The organism is Streptomyces sp. NBC_00045 (genome assembly GCF_045041095.1).
Taxonomy (GTDB): Bacteria; Actinomycetota; Actinomycetes; order Streptomycetales; family Streptomycetaceae; genus Streptomyces.
Genome location: NZ_CP108271.1, coordinates 2,992,847 through 3,011,996 on the forward strand (window position 1 = coordinate 2,992,847; position 19,150 = coordinate 3,011,996).

Genomic DNA, 19,150 nt, shown 5'->3' on the forward strand with positions numbered 1-19,150 from the left:
CCCACATTGACACTCCGGGCGCACGGGTGGTGGGCTCGGGGTCATTCGTACGACCGGGGAACGACTCGGGGCGAGGAGGCTTCGTGCAGCTCAGGGCCAGGAAGCGGACGACGGCTGCGGCGGTGGCGGTCATCGGGACGCTGCTGGGGGGCGGGGTGTTCGTCATGTCGCCCGCCATGTTCGAGCTGCCGGGCTCGCCGGCCGTCCCCGGACCGGACCACGGCCCCGGACCTGCGGCCGGAGCCGGCGGTGCGCGCGCCGGCGGACCGGCGTCCGCCACCGCGGCGGGGGCTGCGGGCGGGCCCGTCCTCGACCCGGGCGCCGACGTGCCGCGAGCAGCCTCCGAGGGCCCGGCCGTCTGGCCGCGCCCGCAGTCGATGACCGCCGATGCGGCGCGCGAGGTCCCGCTGGGCCCCGAGGCCGTCCTGGTGGCGGCGCCGGACGCCGATCCGTACGCGGTCGGGCTGGTCCGCACCGCGCTGCGCGAGGCGGGCGTACGGGCCCTGCACGAACCGGCGCCGGGAGAGCCGCTGCCCGAGCGGGGCACCGTCGTACGGCTCCAGGGACCCCAGGCGCAGGAGGCCCTGCGGGCGCTGGGTGCGTTCGGCACCGGAGCCGGAGCCACGGCCGCGGAACTGCCGAGCGGCGGCTACCGGCTCGCCGTGGGCAAGGCCGCGGGCCGGGACACGGTCGCGCTGGCCGGTGTGGGCGAGGACGGCCTGTTCCACGCGGCGCAGACGCTGCGCCAGGTGCTGGCCGCAGGCGGCCCCGGCGCCGGGAAGGTGCCCGGGGTCGTGGTGCGGGACTGGCCGACCGCACCCGTACGCGGAACCACCGAGGGGTTCTACGGGCAGCCGTGGACGCAGGACCAGCGGCTCGCGCAACTCGACTTCATGGGCAGGACCAAGCAGAACCGGCTGCTGCTCGCGCCCGGCGACGACCCGTACCGGACCTCCGACTGGCGCGAGGACTATCCGGCGGCGCAGCAGGCGCAGTTCCGGGAGCTGGCCGAGCGGGCCCGCGCCAACCGGGTGGTGCTGGCCTGGGCGGTGAACCCCGGGCAGTCGATGTGCCTGGCCTCGGCGGCCGACCGGGCGGCGCTGGCGCGCAAGATGGACGCGATGTGGGACCTGGGCTTCCGGGCGTTCCAGGTGCAGTTCCAGGACGTCAGTTACACCGAATGGGGCTGTCGGGCCGACCGGGTGCGGTACGGGACGGGTCCGGCGGCCGCCGCGAAGGCGCACGCCGAGGTCGCCGGCGAACTGGCGGCGCACCTCGCCGCCCGGCACCCGGGCGCGGCGCCGCTGTCGCTGATGCCGACGGAGTACCACCAGAAGGGCGCGACCACGTACCGGACCGCCCTGGCGAGCCGGCTCGACGGGCGGGTGGAGGTCGCCTGGACGGGCGTGGGCGTGGTGCCGCGGACCATCACCGGCAACGAACTGGCGGGGGCGCGCAGCGCCTTCGGCCAGCACCCGCTCGTGACCATGGACAACTACCCGGTCAACGACTGGGATCCGGGCCGGGTCTTCCTGGGCCCGTACACGGGCCGGGAGGCCGCGGTGGCGGGCGGCTCGGCGGCCCTGCTGGCCAATGCGATGCCGCAGGCCGCCCTGTCGCGGATCCCGCTGTTCACGGCGGCGGACTTCGCGTGGAACCCGAACGGCTACCGGCCGGGCGAGTCCTGGGCGGCCGCGGTCTCCGACCTGGCGGGCCCGGACCAGGCGGCCCGCCGCTCGCTGGCCGGGCTGGCCGGGAACACGGCCTCCTCGGGGCTCGGCCAGCAGGAGTCGGCGTACCTGCGCCCGCTGGTGGACGAGTTCTGGCGCACCCGCGGCTCGGGCGACCAGGCGGCCGGGGACAGGCTGCGGGCGGCGTTCACGGCCCTGCGGGAGGCGCCCGCGCGACTGCCGGGGCTGTCGGCCGAGGCCGGGCCGTGGCTGGCGCGGCTGTCGGCGTACGGAACGGCGGGCGAGCTGGCGGTGGACCTCCTGCGGGCCCAGTCCCGCGGGGACGGGGCGGCAGCGTGGAAGGCCTCGCAGGATCTGGCGACGGCCCGCAAGGCGCTCGCGGACCCGGGCGCAGCCCGGGTCGACAAGGCCGTACTGGACCCCTTCCTGGCACAGGCGGTGGCGGAGGCGGACGCGTGGACGGGAGCGGCCCGCCAGACGGGCACGGTGTCACGGGAGCCGGACTCGTTCACGGTCCATCTCAACGCGGTGCGGCCGGTGTCGGTGGTGACCGTGATGACGGACCCGCTCCCGGCGGGAAGCCGGGGCGCGGCGGTGGAGGCGCACGTTCCGGGCGAGGGCTGGCGCAAGGTCGCGGACGCCTCGGCGTCGGGCTGGACCCAGGCGGACGTCGGCGGCGTGGGCGCGGACGCGGTGCGGCTGTCGTGGGCGGGACTGCCGGCTCCGGCGGTGCACCAGGTGGTGCCGTGGCTGGCGGACGGGCCGGAGGTCGGGTTCGAGCTGGCGCAGGCCGTGGACGTGGAGATCGGCGGGGCCGCGCAGGTGGTGCCGGCGCAGCTGTCGGCGCTTCGCCCGGGCGGCGTCAAGGGCCCGCTGGCGGCTACGGCCCCGCCGGGGGTCGAGGTGAAGCTTCCGGCGGAAGCGACGGCTCCGCGGGGCACTCGGGTCACGGTGCCGGTGTCGGTGACGGTCCCGGCGGGCACCCCGGCGGGCAGCTACCCGGTGTCGGTCACCTTCGCGGGGCAGACCCGGACGCTGACCGTCCGGGCGGTCCCGCGCACGGGCGGCCCGGACCTGTTCCGCTCGGCGCGGGCCTCGTCGTCGGGGAACGAGACCCCGGCGTTCCCGGCCTCGGCGGCGGTGGACGGCTCCGCGACGACGCGCTGGTCGTCCCCGCCGGTGGACGGCGCGTGGTGGCAGGCGGAGCTCCCGGCCGCGGCCCGGGTCGGCAAGCTGGTGCTGCACTGGCAGGAGGCGTACCCGTCGGCGTACCGGGTGGAGACCTCTGCGGACGGCACGACCTGGCGGCCGGCGGGTGCGGTCGCGGCGTCGCGCGGAGGCCTGGAGACGGTCCGCCTGGACGCCTCGGCGCCGGCCCGCTTCGTGCGCATCACCTGCGAGAAGCGCGCCACCCGGTTCGGCTGCAGCCTCTTCTCGGCGGAGGCCTACGCCGCCGTCCCGTAGCCGCCGTCCGGTGACCGGCGTCGGTGGCCGCCGTCCGGCACTGTGGTGGCCGGCACTGCGGTGGCCGGCACTGCGGTGGCCGGCACTGCGGTGGCCGGCACTGCGGTGGCCGGCGCCGGATCCGCAGACCTCGGGCCCTCGGGCCCGCGGACCCTGGGCCCGGGTGTCCGGGGCCGAGGTCAGCGGGCGCGAGGTCCGTCGGTCCGGCCGGTCAGGAGGCCGCCGCGCCGATGCGGTCCAGGGCGTCCTCCGCGCCGTAGGCCTGGAGGTACGGCATCCAGCGCGGGTCCCGGTGCCCCGTCCCGATGATCCGCCAGGCCAGACCGGACGGCGGAGCCGGCTGGTGGCGCAGTCGCCAGCCCAGCTCCAGCAGGTGCCGGTCCGCTTTGACGTGGTTGCACCGCCGGCATGCGGCGACCACGTTGTCCCACACGTGCTGCCCGCCGCGGCTGCGCGGGATCACGTGGTCGACGCTCGTCGCGACCCCGCCGCAGTACATGCAGCGGCCGCCGTCCCGGGCGAAGAGTGCGCGGCGGGTGAGCGGAACGGGCCCCCGGTAGGGGACCCGCACGAAGCGCTTGAGCCGGACCACGCTGGGCGCGGGGACGACTCTCGTCGCGCTGTGCAGAAAGGCGCCGGATTCTTCCAGGGAGACGGCTTTGTTCTCCAGGACGAGGACGAGCGCGCGGCGGAGCGGTACGACGCCGAGCGGCTCGTACGACGCATTGAGGACCAGGACGTGCGGCACGGACTGCCTCCTTGTACGCCGGCGGCGCGTGGCTCGCGCCGGGACGATCTGCTCTCCAGTCTCTCCTTAGGGCTGGTCGAAGCGCCACCACGCGCCCGTAACGGGTCCGAGGTGTTTTCAACCACACCGGGTTCATCCCCGGGTGAGCCTGGTCTCTCCCTCGAACACGGCAACAGGGTCACTGGAATGCCCCGTTAGTGTGGAAGGCCTGCCCCGCACACCCCTTTCAGAGGGCAGACCGCTACACCTGGAGGTTCCCGTCGTGCCCTGGCCTGCCGCCCTGCTGCCCCTGGCAGCCGACACCCCGGACCCGGCCGCTTCGGTGAAGGAGGCCCACGAGAGCGTCACGAACGCCGCCAGTTTCATCGAGGAGAACTGGGCCGGATGGCTGTACCTGGGCCTGAAGATCCTGCTGATCCTGGTGATCGCGGCCGCGTTCCGCTCGCTGGTCCGCAAGTCGCTGACCAAGCTGATAACCAGGATGAACCGGGGCGCCGAGGCCGTCGAGGGCATGGCGCTCGGCGGGCTGCTCGTCAACGCCGAGCGGCGGAGGCAGCGCTCCGAGGCCATCGGTTCGGTCCTGCGTTCGGTGGCTTCGTTCCTGATCCTCGGCACGGCCGGGCTGATGGTGCTCGGCGCCCTGGGCATCAACCTGGGCCCGCTGCTCGCGAGCGCCGGTGTGGCCGGCGTGGCGATCGGTTTCGGTGCGCGCAACCTGGTGACGGACTTCCTGTCCGGCGTGTTCATGATCCTTGAGGACCAGTACGGCGTCGGCGACAAGATCGACGCGGGGGTGGCCTCCGGCGAGGTCGTCGAGGTCGGCCTGCGCGTCACCAAGCTCCGCGGGGACAACGGTGAGATCTGGTACGTCCGCAACGGCGAGATCAAGCGGATCGGCAACCTGAGCCAGGGCTGGGCGACCGCGGGCGTGGCCGTCCAGATCAAGCCGTCGGAGAGCCTGACCCGGGTCCGCGAGGTGGTCAAGCACGTCGCGGAGAACATGGCGAAGGAGTCCCCGTGGGACGAGCGCCTGTGGGGCCCGGTGGAGGTGCTGGGCCTGGACGAGGTGCTGCTGGCCTCGATGACGGTGAAGGTGTCGGCGAGGACGATGCCCGGCCAGCAGTTCGCCGTGGAGCGCGAGCTGCGCTGGCGGATCAAGGAGGCCTTCGACGAGGCCGGCATCCGGATCATCGGCGGCCAGCCGGCCGTCGACGGCGACGAGGACGAAGCCGCGGCCGACCCGACGGCCGCCGTGGCCGCGCCGTCGGCGCTCGCCAACCCGGCATCCCCGCAGTCCCTGGCCACCACCCCGATCCCGTCGCCGGCCAGCGGCAGCCCCCGGATCACCAAGTAGCGCTCCCTCTCCCAACGCGTCGCGCCGCTGCCCCCGCAGGTTCATTTCTGCGGGGGCAGCGGCATTGACACGGCTCGAACACCGATAGGAAACTTACCTAACAGTTCTTGCCCACGGCGTGCGCCGATGACCCGATGACCCGATGACGGAGAGAACGCTCATGACCGGCACCACCCCCGGAACGCCCAGCCTTCTCCGCGTCATGAACGACCGCGCGGCGCTGGACCTGCTGCTGGAGCACGGGCCCCTGTCCCGCACCCGGATCGGCCGGCTCACCGGGCTCTCCAAGCCCACCGCCTCCCAGCTGCTGGCCCGCCTCGAAGCCGCCGGACTCGTCGTGGCCTCCGGCACCTCCGGCGGCCGCCCCGGCCCCAGCGCCCAGCTGTACGGGGTCAACCCGCGCGCCGCCCACGTCGCCGGACTGGACGTCACCCCGAACGGTATCGTCGCGGCCGTCGCCGACCTCACCGGCGAGGTCACCGGCAGCCACGAGCTCCCGTACGCCGAGGGCACCGCGGCCGTCGACCGGGTCACCCGGGCGCTCGGCGAGGCCGTCAAGGACGCCGGCCTCCAGCGTTCCGACATCCACCGGGTCGTCATTGCCACCCCGGGCTCCTTCGACCCGGGCACCGGGGCCCTGCGCTACGCCGACCACCTCCCCGGCTGGCACTCCCCCACCCTCCTGGAGGAGCTGGCGGCGGCCCTGCCGATGCCGGTCGAGTACGAGAACGACGTGAACCTGGCCGCGGTCGCCGAGCAGCGCCTCGGCGCGGCCCGCGGCCACGGCGACTTCGTCCTGTTGTGGAACGAGGAGGGCCTCGGCGCCGCCCTGGTGCTCGGCGGCCGGCTGCACCGCGGCTGGACCGGCGGCGCGGGCGAGGTCGGGTTCCTGCCCGTGCCGGGCCATCCCCTGGTCCGGCAGGTCACCCGGGTCAACTCCGGTGGCTACCAAGGGCTGGCCGGTGCACAGGTGGTGCCCGGGATGGCGGCCGCCCTGGGCATCGCGCCGCCGCCCGGCGCCGCAGCCGGGCCGGGGCACGAGGCCGGGCACGAAGCGGGGCCGGGGCACGAAGCGGGATCGGGGCACGGCGCCGGGCGCGAAGCCGGGTCGGGGGCCGCGCTGGTCGCCGCGGCGGTCGCGCTGCTCGCGCAGGCCGCCGAGCACCCCGAGGGGGCCAACCTGCGGCTCCTCCAGCAGTACGCCACCGCGCTCGCCACCGGTCTGGCCTCGCTGGTCGCCGTACTGGACCCGGAGATCGTGGTCCTGTCCGGCGCGGTGACCGCCGCCGGCGGGGACGTGCTGCGTGAGCTCGTCGAGGCCGAGCTCGCCGATCTCGCCCCCTCCCGGCCGCGCCTGGTGTCCGGCACCGTGCGCGAGCGGCCCGTACTGCGCGGCGCGCTGGAGAGCGCCCTCGCCACCACCCGCGACGAAGTCTTCGACACCTCCCGCCGCTGACGGGCCCCGGCCCCCTCCGCCCGTACGACCAGCACCTGCACCTGCACCTGCACCTGCACCTGCACCTGCACCTGCACCACCCGACGCGACGCCGCACCCCCTGGCACACCCCCCGGAAGTTCCTCCCGCAGAGAGCGAGCACCGCCATGTCCAGAAACCGCCGTCTGACCGCCGCGGCCGCCGTCGCCGCGATATCCGTCCTCGCCACCGCGTGTACGGGCCAGAGCGGCAGCGCGGCCGCCGACGATCCGGCCAAGGACGTCACGCTCAACTTCTGGCACGGCTGGTCCGCGCCGAGCGAGGTCAAGGCGATCGAGGAGAACATCGCCCGGTTCGAGAAGGCCCACCCGAACATCAAGGTCAAGGTCACGGGCAACATGACCGACGACAAGATCAACCAGGCGTTGCGCGCGGGCGGGGACAAGGCTCCCGACGTGGTCTCCTCCTTCACCACCGACAGCGTCGGCAAGTTCTGCAACTCCGGCGCCTTCGCCGACCTGAACCCGTTCCTGCGCAAGTCCGGGGTCGACAAGGCGAAGGTCTTCCCCAAGACCCTGCTGGAGTACACCCAGTTCAACGGCAACCAGTGCACGCTGCCGCTGCTCAACGACGCGTACGGCCTCGTCTACAACAAGGACGCGTTCAAGGCCGCCGGCATCACCGAACCGCCGAAGACCTGGAGCCAGTTCACCGAGGCCGCGCAGAAACTGACCAAGACCGACGGGGACTCGTACGACCAGCTCGGCGTCATGCCGACCTTCCACGGCTACGAGAATGCCCCCGTGCGCCTGACCGCACAGTGGAGCCCGACGTACTTCGGCGCCGACGGCAAGTCCAACCTGGCCAAGGATCCGGCCTTCGCGAGCATGCTGACCGCGCAGAAGGACCTGGTGGCCAAGCTCGGCGGCTACGAGAAGCTGGAGAAGTTCCGCAGCACCTTCGGCGACGAGTGGAGCGCCGAACACCCCTTCCACAAGGGGAAGGTGGCGATGCAGGTCGACGGCGAGTGGCGGGCCGCGATGGCCAAGGAGGCCGGGGTCACGTTCGAGATCGGGACGGCGCCGCTGCCGGTCCCGGACGACCAGGTCGCCGACTACGGCAAGGGATACCTCTCCGGCACGATCATGGGCATCGCCGCGGGCAGCAGGAAGCAGAACGCCTCCTGGGAGCTGGTGAAGTACATGACCACCGACACCGAGGCGGTCGTGGCCTTCGCCAACGCCATCCACAACGTGCCCTCGACGCTGGCCGCCCTGGAATCCCCGAACCTCCAGGTCACCCCGGAGTTCAAGACCTTCCTCGACATCGCCCGGCACCCGAAGTCGAACACCACCCCGGCCCAGGCCGACGGCGGCACCTACCAGCTGACCTTCCAGGACCTCGCGTACGCGGTCGAGAAGGGCGACGTCGCCGACGTCCCGGCCGGCCTCGCGAAGGCAGGCCAGCAGATCGACACGGACATCGCGAAGGCGAAGTAGCCCCGATGACCGCCACTGCGCCCGGCCCCGCCGCGCCCGCGCTGCGTGCGAAGCGCCGGCGGTCCGCCCTGCGGACCGCGGCCTTCATGTCGCCCTGGCTGATCGGGTTCGCCGTCTTCTTCGCCTACCCGCTCGTCTCCACGGCGTACTTCTCCTTCACGAAGTACGACGGCTTCCGCCCGCCCGTCTTCAACGGCCTGGACAACTGGGCGTACGTCTTCACCGACTATCCCCTGTTCTGGCCGGCCATGCGCAACACCCTGTGGCTGGTCGTGGTGATGGTGGGCTGCCGGGTCGTCTTCGGGCTCGGCACCGGCCTGCTCATCACCCGGATCAAGACCGGGGCGGGCATCTTCCGGACCCTGTTCTACCTGCCGTACCTGGCCCCGCCGGTGGCCGCGACGCTGGCCTTCGTCTTCCTGCTCAACCCCGGCACCGGCCCGGTCAACACCCTGCTGGACGCGGTCGGCCTGCCCGCCCCCGGCTGGTTCACCGACGCCGACTGGTCCAAGCCCGCGCTCACCGTCCTCGCGGTGTGGGGGGTCGGCGACCTGATGGTGATCTTCATGGCAGCGCTGCTCGACGTCCCGAAGGAGCAGTACGAGGCCGCCGAGCTGGACGGGGCCGGCGCCTGGCAGCGGTTCCGGCACATCACGCTGCCGAACATCTCGCCGATCATCTTGTTCGCGGTGGTCACGGGGGTCATCCAGGCCATGCAGTACTACACGCAGCCCCTGGTGGCGGGAAAGGTCGCCGCGGGTGTCATCGGCGGCTCGGGCGAGCAGTTCGAGCCGGGCTACCCCGACAAGTCCACGCTGACCCTCCCCCAGGTCATCTACAACGTCGGCTTCCAGCGCTTCGACTACGGCGCCGCGTGCGTCGTCGCGCTGGTCCTGTTCGCCCTCTCCATGGCCTTCACCGCACTCCTGATGCGCCGCCGTGGCGGGCTGATCGGAACGGGTGACTGAGCATGCGCCGTAACCACAAGCCCGTCCTCCACTGGATCGGCGTTCACGCCCTCGGTGTCGCGGCCGCCCTGTTCTTCGTCCTCCCGTTCGTCTTCCTCTTCCTGACCTCCCTGATGAGCGACCAGCAGGCGCTGACCCGCGACCTGGTGCCCGACACCTGGGAATGGGGCAACTACGCCAAGGTGTGGCACACCCCCGGCTTCCTGACCTGGTGGCGCAACACGCTCCTGTACGCGGGACTGGGCACACTGCTGACCGTGATCTCCTCGGTGCCCGTCGCCTACGCCCTCGCCAAGTTCCGCTTCCGCGGGCGACGGCTGGCGCTGCTGCTGGTGATCGCCGCGATGATGCTGCCGCCGCAGGTGGTGGTCATCCCGATGTACCTCTTCTGGGCCACGCAGCTCGACCTGTCCGGCACCCTGTGGCCGCTGATCATCCCGATGGCCTTCGGCGACGCCTTCTCCATCTTCCTGCTCCGCCAGTTCCTGTTGACGATCCCCGACGAGTACCTCGACGCGGCCAGGGTCGACGGCTGCGGAGAGCTCCGCACCCTGCTGCGCGTCGTCCTGCCGATGGCCAAGCCGGGGATCGCCGCTGTGGCGCTGTTCCAGTTCTTCTACGCCTGGAACGACTACTTCGGCCCCCAGATCTACGCCTCGGACAACCCCGCCGCCTGGACCCTCAGTTATGGACTGGAGTCCTTCAAGGGGGCGCACCACACCAACTGGAACCTCACCATGGCCGCGACCGTGCTGGTCATGGCGCCGGTGATCGTCCTCTTCTTCTTCGCCCAGAAGGCGTTCGTCGAGGGCGTCACCCTGACCGGAGTGAAAGGCTAGTGCCCATGAAACTCGCAGTGGTGGGCGGCGGTTCCACCTACACCCCCGAGTTGATCGACGGCTTCGCGCGGCTGCGCGACACCCTGCCCGTCAGCGAGCTGGTGCTGATCGACCCCGCCACCGAGCGGCTGGAGCTGATCGGCGCACTGGCCCGGCGGATCTTCGCCAAGCAGGGGCATCCGGGGCGCATCACCACCACCGCCGATCTCGACGCGGGCGTCGACGGGGCCGACGCGGTCCTGGTCCAGCTGCGCATCGGCGGGCAGGCGGCCCGGCTGCAGGACGAGACCTGGCCCCTGGAGTGCGGCTGCGTCGGGCAGGAGACCACCGGTGCGGGCGGGCTCGCCAAGGCGCTGCGGACGGTACCGGTGGTGCTGGACATCGCCGAGCGCGTTCGGCGGGCCAACCCGGACGCCTGGATTATCGACTTCACCAACCCGGTCGGGATCGTCACCCGCGCCCTGCTGCGGGCCGGGCACAGGGCCGTCGGCCTGTGCAACGTCGCGATCGGCTTCCAGCGGAAGTTCGCGGCGCTGCTGGACCTGGCCCCGGCCGACATCCACCTCGACCACGTCGGGCTCAACCACCTCACCTGGGAGCTGGGGGTGCGCAAGGGCGGCCCCGACGGCGATGACCTGCTGCCCGGGCTGCTCGCCGAGCACGGCGCGGCCGTCGCCGAGGACCTGCGGATGCCGCGCGCGGTGCTGGACCGCCTGGGCGTCGTACCGTCGTACTACCTGCGGTACTTCTACGCGCACGACGCGGTGGTGCGCGAGCTGGGCACGAAGCCCTCGCGGGCCGCCGAGGTGAGCGCCATGGAGCGGGAGCTGCTCGGCCTGTACGCCGATCCCGCACTGGACGAGAAGCCGGAACTGCTGGCCAAGCGGGGCGGGGCCTTCTACTCGGAGGCGGCCGTGGACCTGGCGGCCGCCCTGCTGGGCGACGGAGGAAGCGCCGTGCAGGTCGTCAACACGCTCAACCGCGGCACCCTGCCGTTCCTCCCGGACGACGCGGTGATCGAGGTGCAGGCGCGGGTGGACCGGTCCGGAGCGGCGCCGCTGGCCGCACCGAGGCTGGACCCGCTGTACGCCGGACTGGTCGCGCAGGTCACGGCGTACGAGGACCTGGCGCTGGACGCGGCCGTACGGGGCGGTCGCGAGCGGGTCTTCAAGGCGCTGCTGGCGCACCCGCTGGTCGGCCAGTTCGACCTCGCCGAGGGGCTGACCGACCGGCTCCTCGCGCACAACAAGGAGCACCTGCCATGGGCGTGACCGGTGCCGCCCGGAGCGACCGGCCCTCCCGGCCCGCCGTCCTGGCCATCGACGCTGGCAACAGCAAGACGGACGCGGCGCTGATCGCCGCGGACGGCACGGTCCTCGGCACCGGGCGCGCGGGCGGCTTCCAGCCGCAGCGGACCGGCACCGGGGCGGCGCTCGACGTCCTGGGGAAGGCGGTCGCCGAGGCCGCCGAGGCGGCCTCGCTGCCCCGGCCGGCGCCCGGTGCGCCGTACGCCGACCAGGTATCGGCATGTTTGGCCAATGCGGATCTGCCGGTGGAGGAACGGCAGCTCGCGGAAGCGATCGGCGCGCGGGGATGGGGCGCGGCCACGGAGGTGTTCAACGACACCTTCGCGATCTTGCGGGCCGGGCTGACCGGGGCCGGGCCGCCGTGCGGGGTCGCGGTGGTGTGCGGGGCCGGCATCAACTGCGTGGGGATGCGGCCCGACGGGCGCACGGCCCGCTTCCCGGCGCTCGGCCAGCTCTCCGGGGACTGGGGCGGTGGGGGCGGCCTGGCCGCGGAGGCCCTGTGGTGGGCGGCGCGGGCGGAGGACGGCCGCGGCGGGACGACGGAGCTGGCGGCGGCGCTGCCGGGGCACTTCGGGCTCGACTCGATGGCCGAACTGATCGAGGCGCTGCACCTGGGGGCCCTGGCGCAGCGGCGGACCCACGAGTTGGTGCCGGTGCTGTTCTCGGTGGCCGCTGCGGGCGATCGGGTGGCCTCGGCGCTCGTGGAGCGGCAGGCGGACGAGGTGGTGGCGCTGGCGTCGGTGGCGCTGGCCCGGCTGGACCTGCTGGACGAGGAGGCTCCGGTGCTGCTCGGCGGGGGCGTGCTCACGGCCGGTCACGAGCAGTTGGACGGGCGGATCGCGGCGGGGCTGGCGCGGCGGGCTCCGCACGCCCGGGTGTCGGTGGTCGCGGCCCCGCCGGTGCTGGGGGCGGGGCTGCTGGGGCTGGACGCGCTCGGGGCACTGCCCGGGGCCCAGGGAAAACTCCGTGCCCATTTCGGGTGAACCCGCCCCGGAAGGCTCCGGGTCTGGAACCGTGGCGGCCGTGGGGACGTATTCACGGTGAAGGGGTGGGGTCGGCGCGCACAGGGGGGTGGATCGCCCGAGATCCGCGACCGGGTGATGTGGTCGACCGTCACTACGGCCATACTGCTGCGGAGCAGAGGACCGAGGGGGAGGTCAGGTGGCCATCACATCACGCGCGCCCGCGCCCGGGGGCGCTGTCGCCGTGCCGCCCGCGGGTCCGCCGGCGGGGCCTGCTCCCCGGCGCGGTACGGCCTGGGCCGAAGGTGTCGAGCGGCTGCGCGCGGCGGCGACGACCGAGCCCGGCCGGCTGCGGATCATCGGTGCGGTCCTGGCCGCGCTGGTGCTGCTGTTCGGCGCGGTGACCGTGTGGGAGATCTCCGTGCGGGTCGGCGCCGCGGACGACGTGGTGGGCCGCAGCCAGCCGCTGAGCGCGGACGCGGCGAGCATCTACCGCTCGCTCGCTGATGCCGACACGGCCTCCTCCAGCGGCTTCCTGGCCGGCGGCGACGAGCCGCGCGAGGTGCGCCAGCGGTACGAGAAGGACATCTCCAACGCTTCGAAGCTGCTGGTGAACGCGGCCGCCAACACCGGGGCGGACGAGGACTCGCGCAAGCAGATCGCGCTGCTGAGCGAGCAGCTGCCCCGCTACACGGGCCTGATCGAGCAGGCGCGGGCCACGAACAAGCAGGGCCTGCCCCTGGGCGGCGCCTACCTGCGGTACGCCAACGAGCAGATGAGCACCCAGCTGCTGCCCGCCGCGCAGCGCCTGTACGAGGCGGAGACGGACCGGCTCTACACGGACTACGACGACGCCCGATCGCTGCCGCTGGCCTCGCTCGGCACGGGCCTGCTCGCGCTCGCCGCGCTGGCGTGGGCGCAGCGCCGCAATTACCGCCGGACGAACCGGGTCTTCAACCACGGTCTGGTGGCGGCGACGGCCGCCTCGCTGGTGGTGCTGATGTGGCTGCTCGTGGGGCACACGGTCGCCCGGTCGGAGCTGGCCGAGGCCAGATCGGACGGGCAGGAGTCGCTGAAGGTGCTCAACGACGCGCGCATCGCCTCGCTCCAGGCGCGCGCCAGCGAGAACCTGACGCTGATCGCCCGGGGCGCCGTACTGGCCGCCGACAACAAGTCCGACAAGTACGACGTGGACTTCACGAGTGAGATGAAGGAGCTGGACGCGGGGCTGGCGACGGCGCAGCGGCTCGCCGACGACAGCAGCGGGCGGGAGCCGGTCGCCCGCGCCGTGGAGGGGGTCAAGCAGTGGAAGCAGCGGCACGCGGCGGCCCGGGAGACCGACTTGCGCGGCGACTACCAGGACGCTTTGCCCCAGGTCATCGGGGACAAGGACCACAAGGACAGCAGCGGGGCCTCGTTCGACACGGTGGACGCGTCCCTGGAGCAGGCAGTGGCCCATGAGCAGAAGGAGTTCACCGGGGCGGCTCGGGGCGGGCTCGGTGCGCTGGGCGGTTTGGTAACGGGTTCGGCGGCCCTGGCGGTCGTCGGCGCCGCGGCGGCACTGCTCGGCATCGGCCGCCGGCTTTCGGAGTACAGGTGACAGCGATGCGGATACGCGTGAAGTCCCACGCCGAGGGCCACGACGGCGGAACCGGCCGGCCCGACAGGCGGGCCGGAGCGTCCTGGGTGCGCCGTCCGGCGGCGCGGCTGCGCGGCTGGGGCGGGGTCAGCGCGATGGCCGCCGCCTGCGCGGTGACGGCCGCGGCCGTCCTGCTGCCGCTGGCCCATGCGGCCCCGGAGACCGGCCACCCGGCCCTGGTCCGCGAACCCGCCTCGATGGCGGCCGCCCCGGCGCCCTGGACGCTCACCGACACCTGCCAGGACCCGGAGGCCAGCCTGAGCCCGTCCGCCGTGGACGGGCCGACCATCGAGCGGATCCGCAAGGCGGGCAAGCTCGTCGCGGGCGTGGACCAGAACAGCTTCAAGTGGGGTTACCGCAACCCGGTCGACGGCCGCCTCGACGGGTTCGACATCGCCCTGGTCAAAGCCATCGCCAAGGACATCCTGGGCGACGAGAACGCGGTCATCTACCGGGCCATCCCCACCAGCCAGCGCGTGCCCGCGCTCCAGGACGGCCGCGTCGACGTCGTCGTGCGCACCATGACGATCAACTGCAAGCGCCTGGAGGACGTGGCGTTCTCGACGGCGTACTTCGAAGCAGGGCAGCAGGTCCTGGCACCCAAGGGCTCGCCGATCACCGGGTACGACGCCTCCCTGAAGGGCCGCCGGATCTGCACCGCCGCCGGCTCGACCGCGGAGGCGGCGCTCAAGGCCCAGCCGTACGGCTCGGTCCCGGTCAGCGTGCCCAACCAGCTCGACTGCCTGGTCCGGCTCCAGCTGGGCGAGGTGGACGGCATCATCACGGACAACGCGCTCGCGGCCGGCCAGGCCGCGCAGGACCCGTCGGTGCGCTTGGTCGGCTCCCCCTTCACCAAGGAGTTCTACGGGGTGGCCATGAAGAAGGACGCCTCCGACCTGGTGCGCCGGGTCAACAAGGTGCTGGAGAACTACCGCGCCGGTGGTGACAACAGCCCCTGGATGCAGGCCTACGTGACGCACCTCAAGCCCGTTCTGCCCGGGGTGGCCGGACCGCCCGCGCCGAAGTACCGGGACGGCTGAGGCCGGTGGTGGAAGTACCTCCCGCTCGTGGGGGAGAGTCGGAGCCCGATGTCAGGAATACGGAGGCGGGGTCTGTGGAGGCGCAGTCGGCAGTGATGGACCGGGACGACGTCGACCGCGCCCTGGCCCGGCTCGGCGCGGAGCACGAAGCCGTCGAGACCTCGCTGCTCGCCCTCCAGGACCATGCGGGGCGCCGGCTGCTGGAAGGGGCCGGGCTGACCGGCGTCACCAAGGAGCGCTGGGCGGCCGCCGATGCCGCCATCACCCGCCTGTGGACGTACTTCGACGCCTACAGCGGGGCGCTGGGCGCTGCCCGGGAGATCCGCGAGCGACGCCGCTGGCCCGGCCGCGAGGAGCTGATCGAGCTGACCGAGCGGCTGCGCGGGCCCGGCGTGCTGATCGCGGGTGCCGCGGCGGAGGGCGTGGCGCTGGCGGAGCGGCTCTCTCTGGCCGAGCTGGTGGCGCGGATGAACGAGCTGTACGCGAGCTCGCTGGACGTGGTGGTGGCCGCCGACTCGGTGTGGTCGGCGCTACCGGCCCGCATCGACCTGCTCGCCGCCGAACTGCACCGCACGCGTTCGCTGGCCCACTCCGTGGGGGTCCGCCCGGGTGAGCACCCCTCGGGCGACGACCTGGAGGCCATCACCGCCGAGCTGACCGGGCTGCGGGAGCAGGTGATCGCGGATCCCCTGGCGTTCTGGCAGCCGGTGTCCGGGAGTTCTGCGCCCGGCGGCGGCCGTCCGGACACCGCCCGCTACGACCGGGCCGCCGTCGCGCTGGAGGACGTACGCCGGGAGATCGAGGCGGTCCTGGCCGTGCGCCAGGATGCCGAGCAGCGGCTGATCGCCCTGCGGGACGTGCTCTCGCGGGCCGACCGGACCCTGGCGGAGGCGCGGACCGCGCGCGGCGAGGTGCTGGCGAAGATCGCGGCATCGGAGGTGCCTGTGGTGAGCGGTCCGCCGACGGCGCTCCAGGAGCAGCTGGCGGCGGCGGCCGAGTACCGGCGCCAGGCACAGTGGCACCGGCTCTCGCCGCTGCTGGACTCGTTGGAGGAACGGGCCGAGGAGGAACTGCGACGGGCCCGCGAATCGTTGACCGCGGTGACGGCGCCCTTGGCGGTACGGGCGGAACTGCGCGGGCGGCTGGACGCGTACAAGGCGAAGGTGGCCCGGCACGGCATGGCGGAGGATCCGCTCCTGATCGAGCGGTACGACGCGGCCCGGCGGATGCTGTGGAGCGCGCCCTGCGATCTGCGGGCCGCCGAGCAGGCCGTGCTGCGCTACCAACAGGCCGCGGCCGAGTCACTGGCACCGCCGCAGCCTCAGTACCGGCCCGAGGGGCCGGGGAAGGAGGACGCATGAGTCTGGTCGGAACAGCGTGCGTTCGCCCCGGCTGCCCGGGGTCGTACGAGGACATGGGCGACGGCGAGCTGTACTGCGACACCTGCGGTCTGGCTCCGGTCGGCTCCGTCGCCGCGGGCGCGGAGGAGCTGGTCTCACCGCCGACGGGAATGACGAGCGCGGCCCGGCACGGGGACTCGCACGGCTCCCGGGGCTCGGACCGATCGGGCCGGTCGGGGTCGACCTCGGCATCGGCTCGGTCCTCGCGGTCCTCGCGTTCGTCCTCCTCGCGGCGCTCGGTGTCGGGCCGGCTCTCGCGCTCCTTGTCGGGGGCCGCGTCCACCCGTTCGGTGTCGGTGCGCAGTTCGGGTTCGGCGGCGGGGCCCTCGGGGCGCAGCCGGCTGGGCGCCGGGCTGGTCAACGTCCCGGAGGTGCCGCGGCCGGATCCATCGGCGGCGGTGCTGGAGAACCCGGAGGTGCCGGAGCGCAAGAGGTTCTGCTCCCGCTCGGACTGCGGGGCTCCGGTGGGCCGGTCCCGTGGTGACCGGCCGGGCCGGACCGAGGGCTTCTGCACCAAGTGCGGGCACCCGTACTCCTTCGTGCCCAAGCTGCGCGCGGGGGAGGTCGTCCACGGCCAGTACGAGGTGGCGGGCTGCCTGGCCCACGGCGGCCTCGGCTGGGTGTACCTGGCGGTGGACCGGGCCGTCTCGGACCGGTGGGTGGTGCTCAAGGGCCTGCTGGACACCGGGGACCAGGACGCGATGGCCGCGGCGATCTCGGAGCGGCGCTTCCTCGCGGAGATCGAGCACTCCAACATCGTGCGCATCTACAACTTCGTGGAGCACCTGGACCAGCGGACGGGTTCGCTGGACGGGTACATCGTCATGGAGTACGTGGGCGGCAAGTCGCTGAAGGAGATAGCGAACGAGCGGCGCAGGCCCGACGGCCGGCGCGATCCGCTGCCGGTCGAGCAGGCCTGCGCGTACGGGATCGAGGCGCTGGAGGCGCTCGGGCACCTGCACAGCAGGAATCTGCTGTACTGCGACTTCAAGGTCGACAACGCGATCCAGCAGCAGGACCAGCTGAAGCTGATCGACATGGGCGCGGTGCGCCGGATGGACGACGAGGAGTCGGCCATCTACGGCACCGTGGGCTACCAGGCGCCCGAGGTAGCCGAACTCGGTCCCTCGGTCGCCTCCGACCTGTACACGGTGGCGCGGACGCTGGCCGTCCTGACCTTCGACTTCCAGGGCTACACGAACGTGTTCGTGGATTCGCTGCCGGATCCGGAGCACATCGAGGTGTTCGGGCGGTACGAGTCCTTCTACCGGCTGCTGGTCCGGGCGACCGATCCCGATCCGGACCGGCGGTTCTCGTCCGCGCAGGAGATGGCGGACCAGCTCACGGGCGTGCTGCGGGAGGTCGTCGCCCTGCAGACGGGCCGGCCGCGGCCACAGCTGTCCACGCTCTTCGGGCCGGAGGTCCGGGTTCCGGACACCCGGCTGTTCGCCGACGGGGCCGGGGCCGAGGTCTCCCGCCTGGGCGCTCGGGCCCTGCCGGGTCCCGCGGTCGGCGGCCTCCGGCTCGGCCGCAGGCCCGTTCCGTCGGCGGTCCCGCCCGCTCCGGCGGCCGCGGGGGCGGTGGTGCCCCCGCTTCCCGCCGGGCCTGCGGGGGCGGCGGCCCTGTCCGCGCCGCTGGGGACCACGGCCACGCACAAGGCCGGCGACCCCGCCGCGGGCGTCCCGGCCGGCCGCCGGGCCCCGGTGCCGGCTGCCCGGCAGGCCCCGCCGACGGCTGCGGCCGGGGCGAGCGCTGCGGCCGGGGCGGAACCCGGGCCGGCCGTACGGCCCACCGAACTGGCCGCGCTCGACGCCCGGGGCATGGCGCTGGCCCTGCCGGTGCCGCTGGTGGACTCGGGCGACCCCAACGCCGGCTTCCTGGCCGGACTGCTGGCCTCCGCCCCGGGTGACCTGCTGGGCGCCCTGCGCTCGGCGCCCGCCGACTCGGCCGAACTGCGGCTGCGCGAACTGCGGGCCCGGCTGGAGCTCGGTGAACTCGTCGCGGCCGGGGCCGCCCTGACCGACCTGGAAGGCCGACATCCGGACGACTGGCGGGTGGTGTGGGCCCGCGGGATCGCCTCGCTGGCCACCGGGGACGACGAGATAGCGGCCCTGTCGTTCGACGCCATCTACGACGCCTTCCCGGGCGAGCCCGCACCGAAGCTGGCGCTGGGCCTGTGCGCGGAGATCCTGGGGCAGTTGGACAACGCCGCCGAGTACTACCGGCTGGTCTGGATCACCGACCCGGGTTTCGTCAGCGCGGCGTTCGGGCTGGCCCGTGTCCAACTCGCCGCGGGCGACCGGCCCGGGGCGGTGCGCACGCTGGAGTCCGTGCCGGAGGCATCGATCCACTACACCGCCGCACGGGTGGCGGCGGTACGGGCACGCCTGCGCGACCGGTCTCCCGAGGAGCCCCTGCTGCCCGATCTCGCGGCGGCTGCCGCGCAGGTCGAGGCGCTGGAGCGGTTCGGCCTGGACGCGGTGCGCCACGAACGGCTGTCGACGGAGGTTCTGGGCTCGGCCCTGGACTGGGTACTGTCAGGTAGCCGGGGTTCCGACCCCGGCCGGACCTCGCTGCTCGGCAGTCAACTGGACGAGCGGGGCCTGCGCTTCGGCCTGGAGCGCTCGTACCGCGTACTCGCGCGGCTGGCGCAGCGGGGCGAGGACAGGATCGAACTGGTGGAGCGGGCAAACCGTTTCCGTCCCCGGACGTGGGTGTGAGTGATGTCGATGCATCGGCCGTCTGGCTGCCCCAGCTGCGCGGAGCCCTTTGAGGAGGGTGACCGTTTCTGCGGGGTCTGCGGC

The 19,150-nt window shown here is 73.4% G+C and carries 13 protein-coding genes; 12 read left to right on the plus strand and 1 reads right to left on the minus strand.

Annotated features, from left to right (window positions below; genetic code table 11):
• Positions 1 to 83: 83 nt before the first annotated feature.
• Entirely contained in the window at positions 84 to 3,155 is a 3,072-nt protein-coding gene (locus OHA65_RS14045; RefSeq protein WP_405761944.1) for a beta-N-acetylglucosaminidase domain-containing protein, read from the plus strand.
• 211 nt (positions 3,156 to 3,366) lie between these two features.
• Here OHA65_RS14045 and OHA65_RS14050 read toward each other — a convergent pair whose 3' ends face one another.
• Positions 3,367 to 3,903: an HNH endonuclease gene (locus OHA65_RS14050; RefSeq protein ID WP_327283466.1), complete on the minus strand. Its 537-nt coding sequence runs from the start codon at positions 3,901 to 3,903 to the stop codon at positions 3,367 to 3,369.
• A 262-nt stretch (positions 3,904 to 4,165) separates the two neighbouring features.
• On the opposite strand from OHA65_RS14050, the gene OHA65_RS14055 reads away from it, so the two are divergent.
• From OHA65_RS14055 to OHA65_RS14105, 11 genes are all read left to right on the plus strand, one after another.
• Positions 4,166 to 5,257: a mechanosensitive ion channel family protein gene (locus OHA65_RS14055; RefSeq protein ID WP_327283467.1), complete on the plus strand. Its 1,092-nt coding sequence runs from the start codon at positions 4,166 to 4,168 to the stop codon at positions 5,255 to 5,257.
• A 160-nt stretch (positions 5,258 to 5,417) separates the two neighbouring features.
• A complete protein-coding gene (locus OHA65_RS14060) occupies positions 5,418 to 6,713 on the plus strand; it encodes an ROK family transcriptional regulator (RefSeq protein WP_328762774.1) in 1,296 nt (431 codons plus the stop codon).
• Positions 6,714 to 6,859: 146 nt separating this feature from the next.
• A complete protein-coding gene (locus tag OHA65_RS14065; RefSeq protein WP_327283469.1) occupies positions 6,860 to 8,191 on the plus strand; it encodes an ABC transporter substrate-binding protein in 1,332 nt (443 codons plus the stop codon).
• Between the two features lie 5 nt (positions 8,192 to 8,196).
• Entirely contained in the window at positions 8,197 to 9,159 is a 963-nt protein-coding gene (locus tag OHA65_RS14070; RefSeq protein WP_327283470.1) for a sugar ABC transporter permease, read from the plus strand.
• A gap of 2 nt (positions 9,160 to 9,161) precedes the next feature.
• The gene (locus OHA65_RS14075) at positions 9,162 to 9,998 is read left to right on the plus strand and encodes a carbohydrate ABC transporter permease (RefSeq protein ID WP_327283471.1); all 837 of its coding nucleotides are present in this window, start codon (positions 9,162 to 9,164) and stop codon (positions 9,996 to 9,998) included.
• A 5-nt stretch (positions 9,999 to 10,003) separates the two neighbouring features.
• The gene (locus tag OHA65_RS14080) at positions 10,004 to 11,269 is read left to right on the plus strand and encodes a 6-phospho-beta-glucosidase (protein WP_327283472.1); all 1,266 of its coding nucleotides are present in this window, start codon (positions 10,004 to 10,006) and stop codon (positions 11,267 to 11,269) included.
• A complete protein-coding gene (locus tag OHA65_RS14085) occupies positions 11,260 to 12,288 on the plus strand; it encodes a BadF/BadG/BcrA/BcrD ATPase family protein (protein ID WP_327283473.1) in 1,029 nt (342 codons plus the stop codon). Before OHA65_RS14080 ends, OHA65_RS14085 begins: the two co-directional genes overlap by 10 nt.
• A gap of 178 nt (positions 12,289 to 12,466) precedes the next feature.
• Positions 12,467 to 13,867, plus strand: coding sequence for a hypothetical protein (locus OHA65_RS14090; protein ID WP_371643575.1), 1,401 nt, complete (start codon positions 12,467 to 12,469; stop codon positions 13,865 to 13,867).
• 5 nt (positions 13,868 to 13,872) lie between these two features.
• Complete coding sequence (locus OHA65_RS14095; protein WP_405761946.1) at positions 13,873 to 14,946, plus strand: glutamate ABC transporter substrate-binding protein; 1,074 nt, start codon at positions 13,873 to 13,875, stop codon at positions 14,944 to 14,946.
• A 95-nt stretch (positions 14,947 to 15,041) separates the two neighbouring features.
• Positions 15,042 to 16,307, plus strand: a complete 1,266-nt coding sequence (locus OHA65_RS14100) for a hypothetical protein (RefSeq protein ID WP_327285647.1) — start codon at positions 15,042 to 15,044, stop codon at positions 16,305 to 16,307.
• Positions 16,304 to 19,066: a tetratricopeptide repeat protein gene (locus tag OHA65_RS14105; protein WP_327283474.1), complete on the plus strand. Its 2,763-nt coding sequence runs from the start codon at positions 16,304 to 16,306 to the stop codon at positions 19,064 to 19,066. Before OHA65_RS14100 ends, OHA65_RS14105 begins: the two co-directional genes overlap by 4 nt.
• Positions 19,067 to 19,150: the final 84 nt, after the last annotated feature.

Bases quoted from the DNA above. Each gene is read 5' to 3' on its own strand.
- OHA65_RS14060 (WP_328762774.1), top strand. From the start codon at position 5,418: ATGACCGGCACCACCCCCGGAACGCCCAGCCTTCTCCGCGTCATGAAC.
- OHA65_RS14065 (WP_327283469.1), top strand. From the start codon at position 6,860: ATGTCCAGAAACCGCCGTCTGACCGCCGCGGCCGCCGTCGCCGCGATA.
- OHA65_RS14070 (WP_327283470.1), top strand. From the start codon at position 8,197: ATGACCGCCACTGCGCCCGGCCCCGCCGCGCCCGCGCTGCGTGCGAAG.
- OHA65_RS14075 (WP_327283471.1), top strand. From the start codon at position 9,162: ATGCGCCGTAACCACAAGCCCGTCCTCCACTGGATCGGCGTTCACGCC.
- OHA65_RS14080 (WP_327283472.1), top strand. From the start codon at position 10,004: ATGAAACTCGCAGTGGTGGGCGGCGGTTCCACCTACACCCCCGAGTTG.
- OHA65_RS14085 (WP_327283473.1), top strand. From the start codon at position 11,260: ATGGGCGTGACCGGTGCCGCCCGGAGCGACCGGCCCTCCCGGCCCGCC.
- OHA65_RS14095 (WP_405761946.1), top strand. From the start codon at position 13,873: ATGCGGATACGCGTGAAGTCCCACGCCGAGGGCCACGACGGCGGAACC.
- OHA65_RS14100 (WP_327285647.1), top strand. From the start codon at position 15,042: ATGGACCGGGACGACGTCGACCGCGCCCTGGCCCGGCTCGGCGCGGAG.
- OHA65_RS14105 (WP_327283474.1), top strand. From the start codon at position 16,304: ATGAGTCTGGTCGGAACAGCGTGCGTTCGCCCCGGCTGCCCGGGGTCG.